Source organism: Maricaulis sp. (assembly GCF_030149515.1).
In the GTDB taxonomy this organism is placed as follows: domain Bacteria; phylum Pseudomonadota; class Alphaproteobacteria; order Caulobacterales; family Maricaulaceae; genus Maricaulis.
In genome coordinates, this window is sequence record NZ_JASBRI010000019.1 from 16,216 (window position 1) to 33,040 (window position 16,825).

The 16,825-nt window shown below is 65.2% G+C and carries 18 protein-coding genes; 12 read left to right on the forward strand and 6 right to left on the reverse strand.

Going from position 1 to position 16,825, the window contains the following annotated elements; genetic code table 11:
* The first annotated feature begins 36 nt into the window (after positions 1 to 36).
* Positions 37 to 498, forward strand: coding sequence for a preQ(1) synthase (gene queF, locus Q1U94_RS07855; RefSeq protein WP_300543182.1), 462 nt, complete (start codon positions 37 to 39; stop codon positions 496 to 498).
* Positions 499 to 537: 39 nt separating this feature from the next.
* On the opposite strand, the gene Q1U94_RS07860 is transcribed toward queF, so the two are convergent.
* The 3 genes from Q1U94_RS07860 to Q1U94_RS07870 form a co-directional block, all read right to left on the reverse strand.
* Entirely contained in the window at positions 538 to 1,725 is a 1,188-nt protein-coding gene (locus Q1U94_RS07860) for a porin (RefSeq protein WP_300543184.1), read from the reverse strand.
* 21 nt (positions 1,726 to 1,746) lie between these two features.
* On the reverse strand, positions 1,747 to 3,711 hold the full coding sequence (locus Q1U94_RS07865; protein ID WP_300543185.1) for a methyl-accepting chemotaxis protein: 1,965 nt from the start codon (positions 3,709 to 3,711) through the stop codon (positions 1,747 to 1,749).
* Positions 3,712 to 4,130: 419 nt separating this feature from the next.
* Positions 4,131 to 4,772 (reverse strand): nitroreductase, encoded by a 642-nt coding sequence (locus tag Q1U94_RS07870; protein ID WP_300543187.1) that lies wholly within the window; start codon positions 4,770 to 4,772, stop codon positions 4,131 to 4,133.
* A 110-nt stretch (positions 4,773 to 4,882) separates the two neighbouring features.
* On the opposite strand from Q1U94_RS07870, the gene Q1U94_RS07875 reads away from it, so the two are divergent.
* The 6 genes from Q1U94_RS07875 (at position 4,883) to Q1U94_RS07900 (ending at position 11,702) form a co-directional block, all read left to right on the forward strand.
* Positions 4,883 to 5,527: a TetR/AcrR family transcriptional regulator gene (locus Q1U94_RS07875; RefSeq protein WP_300543188.1), complete on the forward strand. Its 645-nt coding sequence runs from the start codon at positions 4,883 to 4,885 to the stop codon at positions 5,525 to 5,527.
* Between the two features lie 98 nt (positions 5,528 to 5,625).
* A complete protein-coding gene (locus tag Q1U94_RS07880) occupies positions 5,626 to 6,774 on the forward strand; it encodes an efflux RND transporter periplasmic adaptor subunit (RefSeq protein WP_300543189.1) in 1,149 nt (382 codons plus the stop codon).
* Entirely contained in the window at positions 6,771 to 9,914 is a 3,144-nt protein-coding gene (locus Q1U94_RS07885) for an efflux RND transporter permease subunit (protein ID WP_300543191.1), read from the forward strand. The genes Q1U94_RS07880 and Q1U94_RS07885 overlap by 4 nt, the downstream gene beginning before the upstream one ends.
* 30 nt (positions 9,915 to 9,944) lie before the next feature.
* Positions 9,945 to 10,535 carry an NUDIX hydrolase gene (locus Q1U94_RS07890; protein WP_300543192.1) on the forward strand — a complete coding sequence of 197 codons (591 nt, stop codon included), beginning with the start codon at positions 9,945 to 9,947 and terminating at the stop codon, positions 10,533 to 10,535.
* 17 nt (positions 10,536 to 10,552) lie between these two features.
* Positions 10,553 to 11,377, forward strand: coding sequence for a serine O-acetyltransferase (gene cysE, locus Q1U94_RS07895; RefSeq protein WP_300543194.1), 825 nt, complete (start codon positions 10,553 to 10,555; stop codon positions 11,375 to 11,377).
* A gap of 193 nt (positions 11,378 to 11,570) precedes the next feature.
* Entirely contained in the window at positions 11,571 to 11,702 is a 132-nt protein-coding gene (locus Q1U94_RS07900; RefSeq protein WP_300543195.1) for a hypothetical protein, read from the forward strand.
* 20 nt (positions 11,703 to 11,722) lie between these two features.
* Here the strand turns inward: Q1U94_RS07900 and Q1U94_RS07905 are convergent, their stop codons facing one another.
* From Q1U94_RS07905 to Q1U94_RS07915, 3 genes are read right to left on the reverse strand one after another with little or no spacing between them, the layout of a single operon-like run.
* Positions 11,723 to 11,971 (reverse strand): hypothetical protein, encoded by a 249-nt coding sequence (locus tag Q1U94_RS07905; RefSeq protein WP_300543196.1) that lies wholly within the window; start codon positions 11,969 to 11,971, stop codon positions 11,723 to 11,725.
* 15 nt (positions 11,972 to 11,986) lie between these two features.
* The gene (locus tag Q1U94_RS07910) at positions 11,987 to 12,271 is read right to left on the reverse strand and encodes a type II toxin-antitoxin system RelE/ParE family toxin (RefSeq protein WP_300543197.1); all 285 of its coding nucleotides are present in this window, start codon (positions 12,269 to 12,271) and stop codon (positions 11,987 to 11,989) included.
* On the reverse strand, positions 12,237 to 12,530 hold the full coding sequence (locus Q1U94_RS07915) for a type II toxin-antitoxin system ParD family antitoxin (RefSeq protein ID WP_300543198.1): 294 nt from the start codon (positions 12,528 to 12,530) through the stop codon (positions 12,237 to 12,239). The genes Q1U94_RS07910 and Q1U94_RS07915 overlap by 35 nt, the downstream gene beginning before the upstream one ends.
* A gap of 177 nt (positions 12,531 to 12,707) precedes the next feature.
* Between Q1U94_RS07915 and Q1U94_RS07920 the strand changes: the two genes are divergently transcribed.
* The 5 genes from Q1U94_RS07920 to Q1U94_RS07940 all read left to right on the forward strand — a co-directional run.
* Positions 12,708 to 12,920, forward strand: coding sequence for a DUF3126 family protein (locus tag Q1U94_RS07920; RefSeq protein ID WP_300543199.1), 213 nt, complete (start codon positions 12,708 to 12,710; stop codon positions 12,918 to 12,920).
* Positions 12,921 to 12,937: 17 nt separating this feature from the next.
* Positions 12,938 to 13,696 (forward strand): ABC transporter ATP-binding protein, encoded by a 759-nt coding sequence (locus Q1U94_RS07925; RefSeq protein WP_300543200.1) that lies wholly within the window; start codon positions 12,938 to 12,940, stop codon positions 13,694 to 13,696.
* On the forward strand, positions 13,693 to 15,246 hold the full coding sequence (locus Q1U94_RS07930) for an ABC transporter permease/substrate-binding protein (RefSeq protein WP_300543201.1): 1,554 nt from the start codon (positions 13,693 to 13,695) through the stop codon (positions 15,244 to 15,246). Before Q1U94_RS07925 ends, Q1U94_RS07930 begins: the two co-directional genes overlap by 4 nt.
* 3 nt (positions 15,247 to 15,249) lie before the next feature.
* Positions 15,250 to 15,747: a hypothetical protein gene (locus Q1U94_RS07935; RefSeq protein ID WP_300543203.1), complete on the forward strand. Its 498-nt coding sequence runs from the start codon at positions 15,250 to 15,252 to the stop codon at positions 15,745 to 15,747.
* Between the two features lie 191 nt (positions 15,748 to 15,938).
* Positions 15,939 to 16,825, forward strand: an 887-nt coding sequence (locus Q1U94_RS07940; RefSeq protein ID WP_300543205.1) for a hypothetical protein, incomplete at its 3' end; no start/stop codon positions are given.

The window sequence follows — 16,825 nt, forward strand, 5'->3', positions numbered from 1 at the left end:
CTTGCCAGCGCGCGCACTTGCGACTAACTCCGCGCCATGACCGATCAACGCTATGAAACCCTGGGCCAGCTCGGCGAGAAGACGCCGTTGCCGGCCCATCCCGGCGAGGCCGTCCTCGAACGCGTCGCCAATCCCTGCGACGCGCCCTACATGACGCGGTTCGTCTGTCCCGAATTCACCTCGCTCTGCCCGGTCACCGGTGCACCGGACTTTGCCCATCTGGTGATCGACTATGTGCCGCGCGACTGGATCGTGGAATCCAAGTCCCTGAAACTCTATCTGGGCAGTTTCCGCAATCACGGCGCCTTTCACGAAGCCTGCACCACAGGTATCGGCCAGCGCCTGGTGAAAGAGCTGGAGCCGGTCTGGCTGCGCATCGGCGGCTACTGGTATCCGCGTGGCGGCATACCGATCGACGTTTTCTTCTCAACCGGCGACCCGCCCAGGGGTGTGTGGATTCCCGACCAGGACGTGCCCGGCTATCGCGGGCGGGGCTAGTGGCGGTTCGCGGGCCGGCCGGCCCGCGAACCCTGCGGCTTACCAGTCGAACTGGACCCGCATCTGCCAGCCATCGCTGGTCTCGGTGAAGACCGGCGCGTCGAGTTCGGCATCGACATAATTGATGCCCACGCGAACCTTCTTGAACGGATACCAGTTGAGCCCGATCGTGGCCGAGCGGATGTCGCCAAGGCCGGCGGCGCCCATATCGGTCACGTCATATCGCGCCGCGACTTCCCAGGCACCGGGGCCGCCGGCGGACAGCGGGCGGTCTGCCACGATCCGGTCAAAGGCCCCGGAGGATGCCTTGTAGGGCCGCGTCTCGCCGGTGAGGATCCAGCCGGCCTGGACAAAGCCACTGTCGAAACCGGGCGATCCGGCCGGTCCGTCGATATCCATGCGCGCGAATTCGCCATGGATGTGGAAAGGACCGCGAACTGCGGCGGCTTCCAGCCCGTAGAAATCCGAGCGATCGGCCTCGCCCCCAGCAGCGCCCGGGCGGTAGTCGGCGGCGCGGAAACGGTTCGACAGGTGCATTTGCGGGTAGGCGCGCAAGCGTGTGCCCATATCGTAGTCGAGTCCGCGCCAGGATCCGCCCAGATGGATGCGCGTGCCGTCAATCTCGCCCGTCCACACCAAGCGGGCCGCCACGGCGCTGGACGAGCCGCTTTCGCGGAAGGCGAAATTGTTGTCCATCGGCGCGCCGAACACGCCGGCCGAGGCTAGGAAGCCGTGGCCCGACCAACTGTAGGACAGGCCGATCCGCCTATCGAGATGGAAAAGATCGGTTGCCAGCCCGCGTTCCATGAAGGTCGTGTGGCGCGAGGATGTCATTTCATCGAGTGAATTCATGGTCTTGAAATGACCGAACCGGAAATCTCCGACCGGGGAACGGTAGTTCATATAGACGTCTTTGGGCGAGGCGTCGGCCCCCGAGAAATCGTACTCGACGACAAATTTGAAGTCGCCGTATTCGGCCTGCATGCCGAACCGGGCCGTACGGAATTCACTGCGCTCCGGTTGGCCGCCGTACGGGCTGGACCAGCCGATATCGGCCATATCGTAGTAGACGCGGCCGCGGAACGCGAAGGAGTGCTCGCCGTCGGCGCTCTCCCAGCCGGGCAGGCTGTAGCGCTCCAGCGGTTCCCAGCCGGAATTCTGGGCACTGGCCGTGCCGGCGGACAGGGCTGCAGTGGCCATCGAGGTGACGATCAGGTGTGTGCGCATGGTCGGTGCTCCGGTTTTGGGCTAGGCCGCGCGGATTTGTTCGAGGAAACCGGCCAGGGCGGTCTTCAGGCGATCGGCATCGCCGGAGACGCCTCGGGCGGCGTCGAGTACGCTATTGGCGCCCTCGTCGGTTTCGCGGACATTGGTCGACAGGGCCGAAATGCTCTCGGTAACCTGGGCCGTGCCGGCCGCGGCTTGTGAGACGCTGCTGGCGATTTCCTGCGCCGCGGCATCCTGTTGTTCGATGGCCGAGGCGATCGCGGTGGTGCTTTCCGAGACCTTGTCGATCATTCCCGTCATCGAACCGATGGCGTCGATGGTCTGGTCGCTGGATTTCTGGATAGCGTCGATCTGGTCTGCGATCTCGTGCGTGGCGCGGGCCGTCTGGTCGGCCAGGGCCTTCACTTCCGACGCCACTACGGCGAACCCCTTGCCGGCATCGCCCGCACGGGAAGCCTCGATCGTCGCGTTGAGGGCCAGGAGATTGGTCTGCTCGGCGATCGACTGGATCAGGGTGACGACATTGCCGATTTTCACCACCGCTTCAGACAGGCCGCTCATTCGCGTCCGGGTAACGCCGGCTTCCTGCACGGCATCGCCGGTGAGAACCTGCGACTCGTTTACCTGCCGTGTGATCTCGCGGATCGAACTGGTCAGTTCCTCGGCCGCCGAAGCCACGGCTTGGGTATTGGCCGAGGTTTCCTCCGCGGCGCTGGCAACGATGGCGGAGCGTTCGTCCGACTGCTTGGCGGTGCCGCGCAGCTGGTCGGCGACGGCGATCATCGACATGGCGGCTTCGGCGACATCGCCGGCGATCGACCCGACGCTGGCCTCGAACTCGTCGGCCATCTCGCTCATGATGCGGCGTTTGTCCTCGGCAGCCCGGGCTTCGGCCTGGGCCTGTTCATCGCGCAGGCGATCCATCTCGATCTGGTTCTGCTGGAAGACGAGAACCGCGGCGGCCATCTGTCCGATTTCGCCGCCCTGGTCGGTGGCGGGGATCGTGCCGTCCGTCCTGCCTCCGGCCAGTTCGCCCATCGCCACGGTCAGGGCGTTGACGGGCCGGGCGATGGATCGGCCGATCCACCAGCACAGCAGGCCGGCAACGATCGCGATCAGGCCGACGACACCGGCCGTGACCAGCCGGATGCGGTTCCGCTCGGCCGCCAGGGCGGCCGCAGCGGCGCGGCCTTCGTTCCGGGCGGTCTCGACAATGACGGTGAAGTCGGGGTCCATCCGGGCGAAGATGTCCGAGAGTTCGGAGACCCGTTCCTGCTGGGCCAGTTCGCCCTCGGCCCAGGCGTGGAAGCCGGTGCCATAGGCATTCATGAGCGCGGTGATCTCGGCCTTGTCCGCGGCGGGATAGTCACGCGTCGCGAGCAGGTCGGCGAATTCGGCCTGGCGTGTGTCAAAACGCTCGATATAGCGGGCCTCGCCGCGCAGCATGAAATCTTTCTCGTGCCGGCGCATCATCAGCATCAGCACCGTCAGGTCGGCGTCGGCCAATCCGGTGAGGCGTTCCTCGACATCGTGCACCGCGCCGCGAAGCCTGCCCTGAAGGCCGGTCTCGTGAGTCAGACCCAGGCGGGTCTGTTCGGTAACGACAGCGGAGAAGGCATCCCGATGCCGGGGAAGGTCGGCCTGCAGCCGCCCGATAGCCGCGTCTATATCTGCCGGTGTGTCGAGGGCGCCGATCCGGTCGAGCAGTGCGGCAACCTGGTCGGCGTTTTCGCTATAGGCGTCGAAATAGCGGGTTTCCCGGCGCAGCAGAAAGTCCTTTTCCCGGCGGCGCATCTGCAGCACGCCGACCTCCATCTCCAGCGAGAGGCGCTCGATGTCGGCAAAGTTTTGCTGCCGTTCCAGGGCTTGGCTGGTGGCGCGGTCACTGTACCAGATGGTGGCGGCCAGCGAGATCAGCGTAAAGCCGATCAGCCCGCCCAGAATGCCTACGCGTGCGTAGACGGATAGCTTGTTCAACCCTCGCATGCCTGTCTCCTTGACCGGTAGAAGCGCGGCATGAGCGCGGCTCGGAAACCGGTTCGAATTAACCAAGTGCGGGGGGCATGGCCCGAAACTGCCAAGCAATGACAGTTATATGACATTCGGAAGTATTTAGAATCGATTAGGAATCTGGTTACCGTGACGATGCGGGAAAGCATGAATCAACGAGGCGGGCATGGCGTGCCGCCTGGTGACGGATCCCGGTGTGCAATTAGGCAACTAATGGAAAAATATGGCTTTGTCGGGGAGGCGGCATGCGAATGCCCGACCTCTTCTCATCGATTGCCGTTCCAAAGCACACCCGCAGGCATTGCGGCCCTTTTCGGGGGCTGAAAACGCGCATTCTTCATATTAAATTCGCATGCGTACGAATTTGTCGGAGTTAATTCGGCGCCTTGGGCTGCTCACTCGGGCATCGAGCCCGTCCAGCGCCCCACATGCGCCTTCGGGCGCACCCTTTCCACGGGTTCATCGGCGGCCGACCCCACATAGACAAATCCGGCCACGCGCTCGCCGGATTTCAGGCCCAGCACGTCCTTTACGTCGGCGTCATAGGCATACCATTCGGTCAGCCATTGCGCGCCGAACCCCATGGCCGAAGCCGCGATGAGCATGTTCTGGCAGGCCGCCCCGGCCGACAGGACCTGTTCCCATTCGGGAATCTTGTGGTTTTCGGTGACAGTGGAGATGACGGCGACCACCAGTGGCGCCCGGGTAAAGCGGCCGGCCTCGAACGCGATCTGGTCCTCGCTTGCGCCGGATGTCTTGGCGGCAAAGACCTTGGCGAGGATCCCGCCGAAACGGCTGCGCGCCTCGCCCTCGAAGACAATGAATCGCCAGGGTGCCAGCTTTCCGTGATCGGGCACGCGGCTGGCGATGCCGATCAGGCGTTCCAGCTGGGCCGGGCTCGGCCCGGGCTCATTCAGCGACAGCGCCACAGTCGAACGCCGGCGGGTCAGGAGGGTCAGCGTGTCTGCGTTGGCGTGGCTGGGGGCCAGGCGTTCGCCCGGCGCGGGAAAATCGGGGAGCGGCTGCTCATTTTTCATGACGGGGTGAAACCTGGCAGTGTGGGTGAATTTTGACCAAATCGGTCCGTGCTCGGTATACCTGTTGCTGGGAAGGGCTCAAGCGCGGCGCTGGGGAGTGAGTAATAGGTATGTCTGCTGATATCGCATTTGAAGATGATGACACACCGGCCGACCGCCGCCGCCGCAAGGTGCGCGATGCGATCATAGATGCGGCCGAGTCGATTTTCACCTCCGAAGGGGAGGAGGGGATTTCGATGCGCCGGCTGGCCGAAGCCATCGATTACTCGCCGGCGGCCATCTACAAGTATTTCGCGTCCAAGGACGATCTGTTCACGGCCATCCGGGAAATGTTCTTCGAGCGTCTTCTGGCGCGCATCCACGAGGCCATGGAGGAGGGCGGCGAGACCGCACCGCTGTGCGCGCGCTGCATGCGCGCCTATATCGAGACCGGCATGGAAGAGCCCAATCACTACATGATGGCCTTCTCGCCCTCCACGACATCCAAACCGCATGTGCATGAAGAAAAGGAAGTCGCCTTCGAGGCCGAGGCCATGCTGGTGAAAATGATCGAACAGGGCCAGCAGGAGGGTGTTTTCCGCAAGGTGGATGCCCATGTAGCCTCGAAGAGCGTCTGGGCGAGCCTGCACGGATTGACCATGCTGATCGTGTGTATCGACGATTTTCCGCATGCCATGCCCGGCTCCGAACATATCGACCGCGAAGCGGTCATCGACCTGCATGCCGACATGATCATGCGGGGGCTCATGAACTAGCGTATAGCAACTATACGCGATTAATTTAACACCGTTCACTTTTCAAACGACGTTTTCTGCACTACCTCTCGCCCGGTCAGCGGAGTGAGGGTGGTGGCATGTCCTTGTACAAACGGTCCCCGGGAGCCGGCACGATGGTCGCACTGGCGGCGGCCGGCGTGTTTGCGCTCGTTCTTGGCGTCTCGTCCCTGCGGGCCGAAGCGAATTCGGCCGCCAGCGCACCGCCCCCCATGCCGGTCACGGCCGTCGAGGCCGAGTATTCCGGCGATCACCGGATCGATGAATTCTACCCGGGCATTGTCGCCGCCCGCCGCGAAAGCGCCCTCGGTTTTGACCGCGGAGGGCGCATCGACGCCATCGCGGCCGATGTCGGCGACCGGGTTGAGCGCGGGCAGGTTCTGGCCCGGCTGGATACGCGCGCGCTCGACGCCCAGATCGCTGCCGCCGACGCGCAGACCGCCGAAGCCGCCGCCCGGACAGCGCTTGCCGCGGAAACCCGGGACCGCCAGGCACAACTGCTGGAGCGCGGCCACATTTCCCAGCAGCGTTTCGACGAGGTGAGAACCTCGACCCGGGCGGCGGAAGCCCGGCAGAATGCGGCGGCTGCCGCGGCCGATGCCCTGCGCGTACAGCGCGATCTGTCCATCGTGACCGCGCCCTTCGACGGCGTCGTGACGGCGCGCCATGCCGACGAGGGCGCCATCGCCCAGCCCGGCCAGCCCGTACTGGAAATTGTCGAAGCCAGTGCCCTGGAAATCCGCGTGGGACTGCCGCAACGGATCGCGGCGGATCTGCGCTCCGGGCAAAGCTACCCCTTCATGATCGAAGATCGTCTGGTCGATGCAGTCTTCAGGGCATCCACGGGAGTCGTCGACCGGCAGACGCGGACCGTCACGGCGCTGTTCGATCTGGCCGGCGACGCCCGTGCGGCGGCCGGAGAGGTTGTTCGTCTCAGCGTGGCGACGCCGGTGGGAACGGAGGGTTTCTGGGTGCCGACCTCGGCCCTGGCCGAAGGCCGCCGCGGCCTGTGGTCGGTCTATGTGCTGACCCCCGTGGGCGACGGCGTTCACCGTTTGCAGGCGCGCACCGTCGAAATGGTCCGGGTCGAGGCCGACCGCGTCTTCGTTCGCGGCGCTGTTGACGACGGCGAGCTGGTCCTGGCCACCGGTGTCCAGCGGGTCACACCCGGACAGCGCGTCGTGCAGGCCGCCCTGCAGGCCGATGTCCTGGGCGGAACGGCTCGATGAGTACGCTCTTCTACCGCTATGCCCGCCTGACGGCGCTGGCCGTGATCCTCCTGGTCGCGGCCGGCCTGGGCGCCCTGATGTCGCTGGGCCGGCAGGAGGATCCGTCGCTGACGGAACGGTTCGGCACCATTGTGACGATGTTTCCCGGCGCATCGGCGGAACGTGTGGAGGCGCTGGTCACCGAACCGATCGAGGATGCCGTTCACGAACTCGCCGAGATCAGCCAGACATCGTCGAACTCGCGCTCCGGCATTTCCATCATCACGCTACAGGTGCGCGAAGACCTCAATCCCACTGAGGTCGACCAGGCCTGGACGCTGATCCGCGAACAGGTCGAGCGCGTGCGGCCGCAATTGCCCGCCGGCGCCTCGGCGCCGGATGTGGAGCGGCAATATGTCGGTGCCGCCACGATGATCGTCGCCCTCGGCTGGGACCGGCACGGCGAGGAAAATATCGCCATCCTCTCGCGCCTGGCCGACGATTTGGAGGCGCGCCTGCGCAACCTCTCCGGCACGGAGGAGACGCAGGTCTTCGGCGAAGCGCACGAGGAGATCCGCGTGCTCGCGGATCCCGATACGCTCGCCGCGCTCGGGTTGAGCATGACCGATCTGGCCCGGCTGACGGCCAGCGCCGATGCCAAGGTGCCGGCCGGCGAATTGCGCTCGGGCCGTGTCGACCTGAATGTCGAGGTCGCAGGTGAGTTCGACGGTCTCGACCGCATTCGCGCCATCCCGGTCGCCGAAGGGCGCAATGGCACCTTCATCCGCGTCGGCGATGTGGCCGAGGTCGAAAAGGGCGTACGCACGCCGCCCGCCTCGTTCGCCACAACCGACGGCCGCCGTACCGTGCTGGTGGCGGCCTATCTGCAGCCGGAACTGCGCGCGGACCTCTGGTCCGATGCCGCCGATGCCGTCGTGGCCGACTTCGCCGCGTCGGTGCCGGGCATTCGCGTGGAGACGATCTTCCGCCAGGGCGATTATGTCGACGACCGGTTGCACGGCCTGGCCGGCGACCTCGCCATGGCGGCGCTTATCGTCTTTGCCGTCCTGTTCCTCATGATGGGCTGGCGCGCCGCGCTGATCGTCGGTTCGGCCCTGCCGCTGACGATCCTGGCCGTGCTGATCCTGACCCGTATCCACGGTGAACCGCTGCACCAGATGTCCGTGACAGGACTGGTCGTTGCCCTGGGCCTGCTCATCGACAATGCCATCGTCGTGGTTGACGAATACCGTCTGTTCCGCAGCCGCGGCCTGCAGCCGCTGGCGGCGCTGGACAAGGCGGTGCGCCATCTCTTCGCACCCCTGCTGGCGTCCACGCTGACGACGATATTCGCCTTTGCCCCCATTGCCCTGATGCCGGGCGCGGCGGGCGAATTCATCTCGATGATCGGGATCTCGGTCATCTTTGCCGTCGGCTCGTCCTTCCTGCTGGCGATGACGGTCGTCGGTGCGGTAGCGGCCTGGTTCGACGATCCCTCGATTGCCGGCAGCCCGCGCCGCTTCTGGCGGCACGGTCTCGGTGCGGGGCCTTTCGGCAGTCTCTACCGGCGCATGCTGAACGCCATCGTGGCCCGGCCCTGGACCGGGCTGGTCGCAGGCGTCCTGTTGCCGATTGCCGGTTTCGTGGCGGCCTCCACGCTGCCGATGCAGTTTTTCCCGCCGACCGATCGCGACATGTTCCAGCTTGAGCTGGAATTGCCGTCGACGGCCTCGATAGCGGAGACGCGCCGCCAGGCCGAACGGGCACGCGAAATCATCATGTCCTACGAGGGCGTGGAACGCGTTACCTGGGTGGTGGGCGAGAGCGCGCCGCGCACCTATTACAATGTCGTCGGCAACCGGTCCGGTGCGCCCAACTACGCCGCCGGCTTCGTGCGTACCGAAAGCGCCGGGGCCACGGCCCGCATCCTGCCCGGACTGCAGCGCCGGATGATGGCGGAATTCCCCCAGGCGCGCCTTCTCACCCTGCCGTTCGAGCAGGGCCCGCCGATCCCGGCTCCGATCGAGCTGATCCTGGTCGGCCCCGAACTGTCCGAACTCAACCGCCTCGGCCACGAGATCCGCGGCGTCTTGAACACAACACCCACGGTGACCCACACGCTGGCCCTGCTTGAAATGGGCGAACCCGTTGCCCGCATCATGGCGGACGAGGCTTCGGCCGAGCTTGCCGGGGTCCGTCTTGCAGACCTTGCCAACCGTCTGCGCGGCGAATTCGACGGTGCGATCGGCGGCAGCGTACTCGAAGGCACGGAGGAACTGCCCGTCCGGGTGATCGCCCAGGACGCCCGGCGGGCCTCTCTTTCCTCCGTTGCCGGGTCCCCCCTGGCATCGCCGGGCGCCGATATTCTGGCGTCCCCCGTCGCGGCGCTCGGCGATGTCATTTTGGCGCCCCAGGTTGCCACCATTCCGCACGAGAACGGACACCGGGTGAACACCATCCTGGGATATCTCGACCCGTTCACCCTGCCGGCGCCGGCACTCGAGCATTTCTTCGGCGAACTCGAGGCGGCCGGGATCGACCTGCCGCCTGGCTACGAACTCCAGATCGCCGGCGAGGCGGCCGAACGCGGCAACGCCATGGGTGATCTCTTCGGCACCGCCATTCCGCTCCTGGTGCTGATGATCGGATCGGTCGTGCTGGCCTTCAACTCCTTCCGCTATGCCGGCATCATCTTCGTGGTGGCCTTCCTGTCGGTCGGTCTGGCCATGTTTGGCGTCTGGCTGTTCGGGACGCCGCTGGGTTTCAATGCCATTGTAGGCTCGATGGGCCTCATGGGGCTGTCGATCAACGGAGCCATCGTGGTGTTGTCGGCCTTGCGTTCCAATGCGGCCGCGGTGGCCATGGAAGCCGGCGCCGTCGAAGCGACCGTGATGGATGCCACGCGCCATATCCTCTCCACCACGCTCACCACGATCGGCGGTTTCATGCCGCTGCTCCTGTCCGGCGACAGTTTCTGGCTGCCCTTCGCCTCGGCCATGGTGGGCGGGGTCGCAGGATCGGCCGTTCTGGCCCTCGTCTTCGCACCGGCCGCCTTCGCCATGCTGGCCCGCCTGTCGCTGAAGAAGCGTAAACTGGCCGAGCGCCTTCGCCGTTCGAGGGACCGGGCGGACGGCTTGCCTGGCCTTGCCGAACAGGCTTAGTGGCCCCTGACGGCAAGGAGTGAGGCGGCCATGAAACGCACGCGCGGACCCTGGCAGATCCATGGCGAAAGGATCGCCTATGAAAACCCCTGGATGCGGGTCGCCGAGTACGAGGTGACACGTCCGGACGGCAAGCCGGGCCTGTACGGCGTGGTGGGTTTCGCCAATATCGCCATTGCCGTTCTGCCCCTGTTTCCGGACGGCACCACGATGCTGGTGGGCCAGCACCGCTTCCCCCGGGACCGCTACAGCTGGGAGATCCCCGAGGGTGGCGGCGCGCTGGATGTGCCGCCGCTGAACAGCGCAAAACGGGAGCTCAAGGAGGAGACCGGCCTGACCGCCAGGGCGTGGCGCGAAGTCTTGCGGCTCGACTTGTCCAACTCGATTACCGACGAGACCGCGATCGGCTATATCGCCAGCGATATCGCCGAAGGCGAGCCGGAGCCGGAAGGCACGGAAGACCTGCTCACGCGCCGCTTGCCCTTTCGTGATGCCCTGGCGGAGGCGATGTCGGGTAAAATTACCGATGCCTTGACGGTAGCGATGCTGCTGCGGGCATACTACATGGCCCTTGAAGGTGAGCTGGACGAGACCCTGGCCGCCGCCATGTTGAAGCGATAGGCGCGAGGAGGCGTTTCATGTCACTCACCCAGGCCGAAACGGCAGTCGAAGTGCGCACCGGCGTGGATCAGCTGTGGGCGCGGCTGCGCGTCGAGGCGGCCTCCGCTGCGGCGGAAGAACCCATTCTGGCGAGTTTCCTGAACGCGGCGATCCTGCGTCACGACCAGTTTTCTCACGCCCTGGCCTACCGGATTGCCTCCAAGATGGCCGACGCCCAGCTGGACGCCATGCTGGCCCGTGATGTGGCGGAAGAGGCGCTGGCCGGCGATCCGTTGATCGTCGAGAAGGCAGCGGCCGACATGCGGGCGGTGGACGAACGCGACCCGGCCTGCCTGTCGCTGCTGCAGCCCTTCCTCTATTTCAAGGGTTTCCACGCCCTGCAGGCGCACCGCGTGGCCCACTGGCTGTGGCAGGAAGGCCGCCAGACCCTGGCCTTTCACCTGCAGAGCCGGGTCGGTGAGCGCTTTGGCCTGGATATCCATCCGGCTGCCAGGGTCGGTCAGGGCGTGATGCTGGACCATGCCACTTCCGTCGTCATCGGCGAGACGGCCGTGGTCGGCGACGATTGCTCCATCCTGCACGAGGTGACGCTGGGCGGTACGGGTGCGGCGCACCAGGATCGCCACCCCAAGATCGGCGAGGGCGTCCTCATCGGTGCCGGTGCGCGGGTGCTGGGCAATATCAAGGTGGGCAACGGAGCCCGGATTGCTGCCGGTTCGGTTGTCCTGGAAGACGTGCCCGCCGGCTGCACGGTCGCGGGCGTGCCGGCCAAGGTGGTCGGCGGCTGCGGCAAGGACCCGGCCAAGAGCATGGACCAGAGCCTGCCGCAGGGATCGGGCTGATCCCGCCATGGCGATCGATTATGCCGGACATTGCGGCTTAGCCGTGCCGGAAGCGTCTGCGCTTGTCGCGCAGGCCCGCCGCGAACGGCCGCACTGATTCGACCATCCCTTCCGCCTTACCGATCCACAGGCGCTGCGGAATTTCGATACCGAGATCGCACGCGAATTCGGTATCGAGGCGCAGAGCAAATTCATGCTCTTCGTCCAAGACAAGGAGAAGCTGGACGGGATCGAGGATGCGCTGGACTATCTCTACGCCCTGTTCGGCCCGGACAATCTCGTCCTGACTTGGGGGCTGGACAGCGTGCGGCCGCCGCCGGGCTAAGTCTCGTCATCCCCTGCGTATCACGCAGAGCGTTTCATGGCCTTGCCCGACGCGCGATCGAGCCGGTCTGCAATCCACAGCTTGATCAGAGCTTGACGTGTGACGCCGAGGCGTCTGGACTCCCTGTCCAGCTCGGACACGACCCATGCCGGGAAATCGACGTTCACGCGCTTCAGCTTCTGGTTCGGACGCGTGGCCTTCGACCCGTCGACATGGTCAGACATATCTTCGCCTTCGTCGAAACGCCGTTCGAATTCATGCGCTTTCATAATGTTCGCCCTCATTCAGAGCCCATTCGGCAGCTGGCGTTCGTGCAGGATCGCAACAATTACCATCTCCTCTTGCGCTAGCTGATAGTAGACGACATGGCGGCCGACAGGCATCTGGCGCGCGCCAGATGCGATGTGTTCGGCGGCTTTTCCCAATTCAGGGAATTCGAGCAGGCGTTCGAATGCTTCCACGAATTGCTGACGGTATCGGCTCGCCTGCGCCGTCCCGTATTCCCGCAGCGAGTATGCCCGAATGGCCTTATACTCAGCCCGTGCGCGAGCAGTCAGAACCAGTCTCACGGGCAATCTCCTCATCGATTTCGTCGAACAGGCGCTGGATATCCTCCTTCGACTTCAGCTCGGTGAACTCGCCCGCTTCGATCTGGGCTTCGGCGACGGCGAGCATGGATCGGAGATCGTCGGTCTTGCGCTGGTTTTCCCGGTCGCGGCGGATCAGGTCGCGGATATATTCGCTTTCGTTGGAATAGCGGCCCTGGGCCAATTGTTCGGCAATCCACTGGCCCATCTCGTCGGGCATGGAGATCGTCTTGCGGATCATGAGGCCTCTCCTATCTCTCCGGCAGGCTAGCATGTATGAACTATTCATACGATCCGCCGCCGTGCGCGCCATCACAGCCCGGCCCGCACCCCTCCACTGGACGTGCCCCCCCGCCATGGGCTTAGTTAGCGCCAACCTCGAATCCCCGACCGGAGGCTTTCCCCCGTGAACAAGAACATGACCCAAGTCGAAGCGGCGAAGCTTCAGATGTTCCTCAATGCCAAACTCAACCCGGAGCTGGTCGTGCAGTGCCGCAACCGGCCGGACGAGTGCGCCGAAATCCATATCGGCGACGAATGCCTGGGTGTGGTCTCCAAGATCATCGACGAGGGCGAAACGTCCTATTCCTTCGAGATCACGATCCTGGACATCGATCTGGAAGATCTTTGATCGACCCGGCCGCTCCCGTGCTCGACGTCCGCGCGGTCGCCAAGACCTATCCGGGCGGTATCGAGGCCGTGCGAGCGGTGTCGCTGCAGGTCCGCCGGGGCGGGCTTCTCGCCCTGGCGGGTGAATCCGGGTGCGGCAAGACCACTGTCCTGAAAATGATCAACCGCCTGGAGGATGCTTCGGGCGGTTCGATTGTCTATGAGGGCGAGGATATCGCCACGCTCGATCCGGTCGCACTGCGCCGCCGGATCGGCTGGGTGATGCAGGGCGACGGGCTCTTTCCCCATCTTACCGTGCGCGAGAACGTCGCCATCATTCCGCGCCTGCTCGGGTGTTCGCGGGACGAAACCGGCCAGCGGGTCTCGGAAATGCTCGGCCTTGTGGCCTTGCCGGCGGACGACTATGCCGACCGCTATCCCGCCGAACTGTCGGGCGGCCAGCGCCAGCGTGTCGGTTTCGCCCGGGCCCTGGCGGGCAGGCCCGACCTGTTGTTGATGGACGAGCCCTTTTCCGCCCTCGATCCGATCACCCGCGACACGCTTCAGCAGGAGTTCGGCGCCTTGCGGAAAGATCTCGGCTTTTCGGCCGTCATGGTGACACACGACATGGCCGAAGCCCTGATCATGGCCGATGAAATCGCCGTCATGCAGGCGGGCGAGATCGTGCAGCAGGGTACACCGGCGGACCTGCTTTCCCGGCCCGCGAATGCCTATGTCTCCGGCCTTCTGGAAACGCCGCGCCGACAGATGCGCGCCATCCGGGAGCTGGGCGCGTGAGCACCAATCTTGCCGAACGTCTGGCCGAACTGCCGCAACTTCTCTCCGCACATGTGCTCCTGTCGGTGGCGGCCATTCTCACCGGGATCGCGATCAGCGTGCCGCTGGGTATCTATGCGGCCCAGCGGCCGCGTCTGTCCGCCGCGACGCTGAACATTGCCAGCGTGATCCAGACCATACCCGGCCTGGCCTTGCTGGCGCTGATGGTGCCGCTCCTGGGGGGAACGATCGGCTATGCACCGGCCTTTGCCGCCCTGATGCTGTATTCGCTGCTGCCGATCCTGCGAAACACCATCGTCGGCCTGCAGGGCATAGCGCCGCAGATTCGCGAGTCGGCACGCGGGATCGGACTGACCGGCCGGCAGCGCCTCTGGCAGATCGAACTGCCCCTGGCCCTGCCGGTGATCGTGGCCGGCCTGCGTACGGCGACAGTCTGGGTGGTCGGCGCGGCGACCCTGGCCACGCCTGTCGGGGCAACCAGCCTGGGCAACTACATCTTCGCCGGCCTGCAGACCCGAAACTGGCTTTCCGTCCTGTTCGGCTGCCTGTTTGCGGCCGGGCTTGCCATTCTGCTCGACCAGATGATCCGGTTGCTGGAAGTCGCCGTTCGCGACCGGCGGCGGCCGCTGGCCCTGGCCGTCGGGACCGGTCTGGCGCTGGTCGTCGGCTTGTCGATTCTCCCGCGTCTGATCGACCTGGACGCGCGAGGCGAAATGACGGCGGATGCGTATGGCGGCGCGGCAGGACTGGCCGGAACCCGGGTTGAAATCGGTGCCAAGGCGTTCACCGAACAGTATATTCTCGCCGAACTCCTGGAGCGGCGCCTCAGCGCTGCGGGGGCGGATGTTGCGGTTCGGGACAATCTTGGCTCCACCATTGCCTTCGATGCCCTGGCTTCGGGCGAAATCGATGTCTACATCGACTATTCAGGCACGATCTGGGCAACGGTCATGGACCGGCCCGCGCCGGTCGAACGCCACCGCATGCTCGCCGAGATGACGGGCTGGCTCCATGAAAACCACCGCATTCTCGCCCTCGGCGCGCTGGGCTTCGAAAATGCCTACGGGTTTGCGATGACGCGGCCGCGTGCAGAGGCCCTGCAGGTCGCATCCCTGGACGATCTGGCGCCGCTTGCCGGGGATCTGTCCGTGGGCGGCGATCCGGAGGTCTTTACCCGTTCGGAATGGATTGCGGCACGCAATACCTACGGTCTGCAGGCGATCGAGACGCGCGCCATGGATTCCACCTTCATGTACAGTGCCGTGCGGGATGGGCAGGTCGACCTCATCAGCGCCTACACGACGGACGGGCGGATCGCCGCCTTCGATCTTGTCGTGCTGGACGACCCCCGCGGGGTGCTGCCGCCCTATGACGCCGTGATCCTCCTGGGACCGCAGGCCCGGACCCGGCCGGGCCTGAGCGAAGCCCTGGCGCCCCTTGTCGGCCGTATCGATGCCGAACTGATGCGTGAAGCCAATCGCCGCGTCGACCTGGACCGTCAGACCCCGGCCCAGGCTGCCGCCTGGCTGGATGGGCAGCTGGGAGAATAGGCGATGAGCGGATTTGCCGGACACGGCCGCCTGCAGGACGGCGAATGGCTGATACGGGCCTGCATGATCCTCAACGAGGACAGGCCCGCCCATGCCGATCCGGTGACCGAGGATACCCGGCTCAACCAGGTCTTTGCCCGTCAGTCGGCCGAATTCGAAGCCTTGCTGGACCGGATCGACCCCGAGGGCGATATCGACCGGAGCATTTTCCCGGTCCTGGCCTATTTCACCGCTTCGGAAGGCTGGCCGCTGGACATCATCCTTGCGGCGATCGCGGCGCTGGGGATCTGGCTCTTCCTGCCCGACTGGTTCGGCGTGGCCGAATATGTCGCTTATCTGGGTGTTGCCGGCTTTGTCGCCATCCAGTATCTGCGCGCCCGCCGCAGACGGGAACGGGCCCGCGCGGAAATGCTGCGGCTGGGCCTCAATCCCGAGCAGGAACACCCGCTCACGCTCCGGATTCTGGTGAGGTACCGGCGACAGCCGGTGACGATCCACTAGGAGGCTCAATGAAACCCGCAATCCTCCCAAAACGTTGTAATGCCGGCGAAGCGGTGTACACTCGCCGGGCGAGTGCCGGGCGGGCCTGAAACCACCGCCTTCAATGGTCGGTGTGCCCGTTTGGACACCGGTCTGGCACGGGATAGTCAATGGTGTTGAACGGCCTTTTTGACGCACGGACCCGGTTGGGTGTGATCCTTCCGGTTGTGTGCATCGTCATTGTGGGGCTGTTTCTCACGCTGGGCGCGGCCCTGCGGGCCCAATCCGAAAGAAGCGCGTCGCTCCGGCAAGCTGCATCCATCCAGGCCGACAATCTCGCCCGTTTGATCGAGACGCGTATCGAGCAGGACGGCGCTGCCATCGAACGTATGGGTGCGCGGATTACAGCCCGGAATGCACCGATTTCCGAAGCCGAATGGCGGGCCGACGCGACCGCCTATCTGCATGACAAGGCGTGGTTGGAGGCCCTGTACTGGGTCGATGCCGATGGAGTGCGCTGGGCCGAACCGCAAGACGCGCCGGCGATTACTGCCGTGATCGGTGGGCGCACACCGTTTGGCGATGACCGGGCTGAAGCCGGTCCGGTGGCCAACAGGCTCAACATCGGTGCCACGGTCCAGTATGCCGAGGGGCGGCCGGGGCTGGTCGGCTATTATACGTTTGCACGTCCCGATTCGGGGGTTGGTGTGCTGGTCACGATCCATGATGTCGTGACGATGCTTCAGCTGGCAGAGCGGGCGGCACACGCGTCGGGCCACGATCTTGCGCTGACCGTTCCCGGAAGCAGCGCTCCGCTGGTGGGCCATTCCGATACCGTCGCAGGGCGCCAGGGTGTGGCCGCCGTAGCTCCGATCGGGGTCTACGATGTCAATTGGCGGCTGCATATCGCGCCGAGCGAGGTGCTGCTGGCGGGGTTCCGGCGCTATGCGGTTCTGGGCAATGTGCTGGCCGGGCTTGCCCTGACGGCCATGGGCGCGACGCTGGCTTTCCTGGTCCAGAATGCGCGCCGGCAGACTGCCGAGCTGGAAGCCGCCCAGGAGACCCGGCAGATCAGCGAGCAGCGCTACAATCGTGTCGG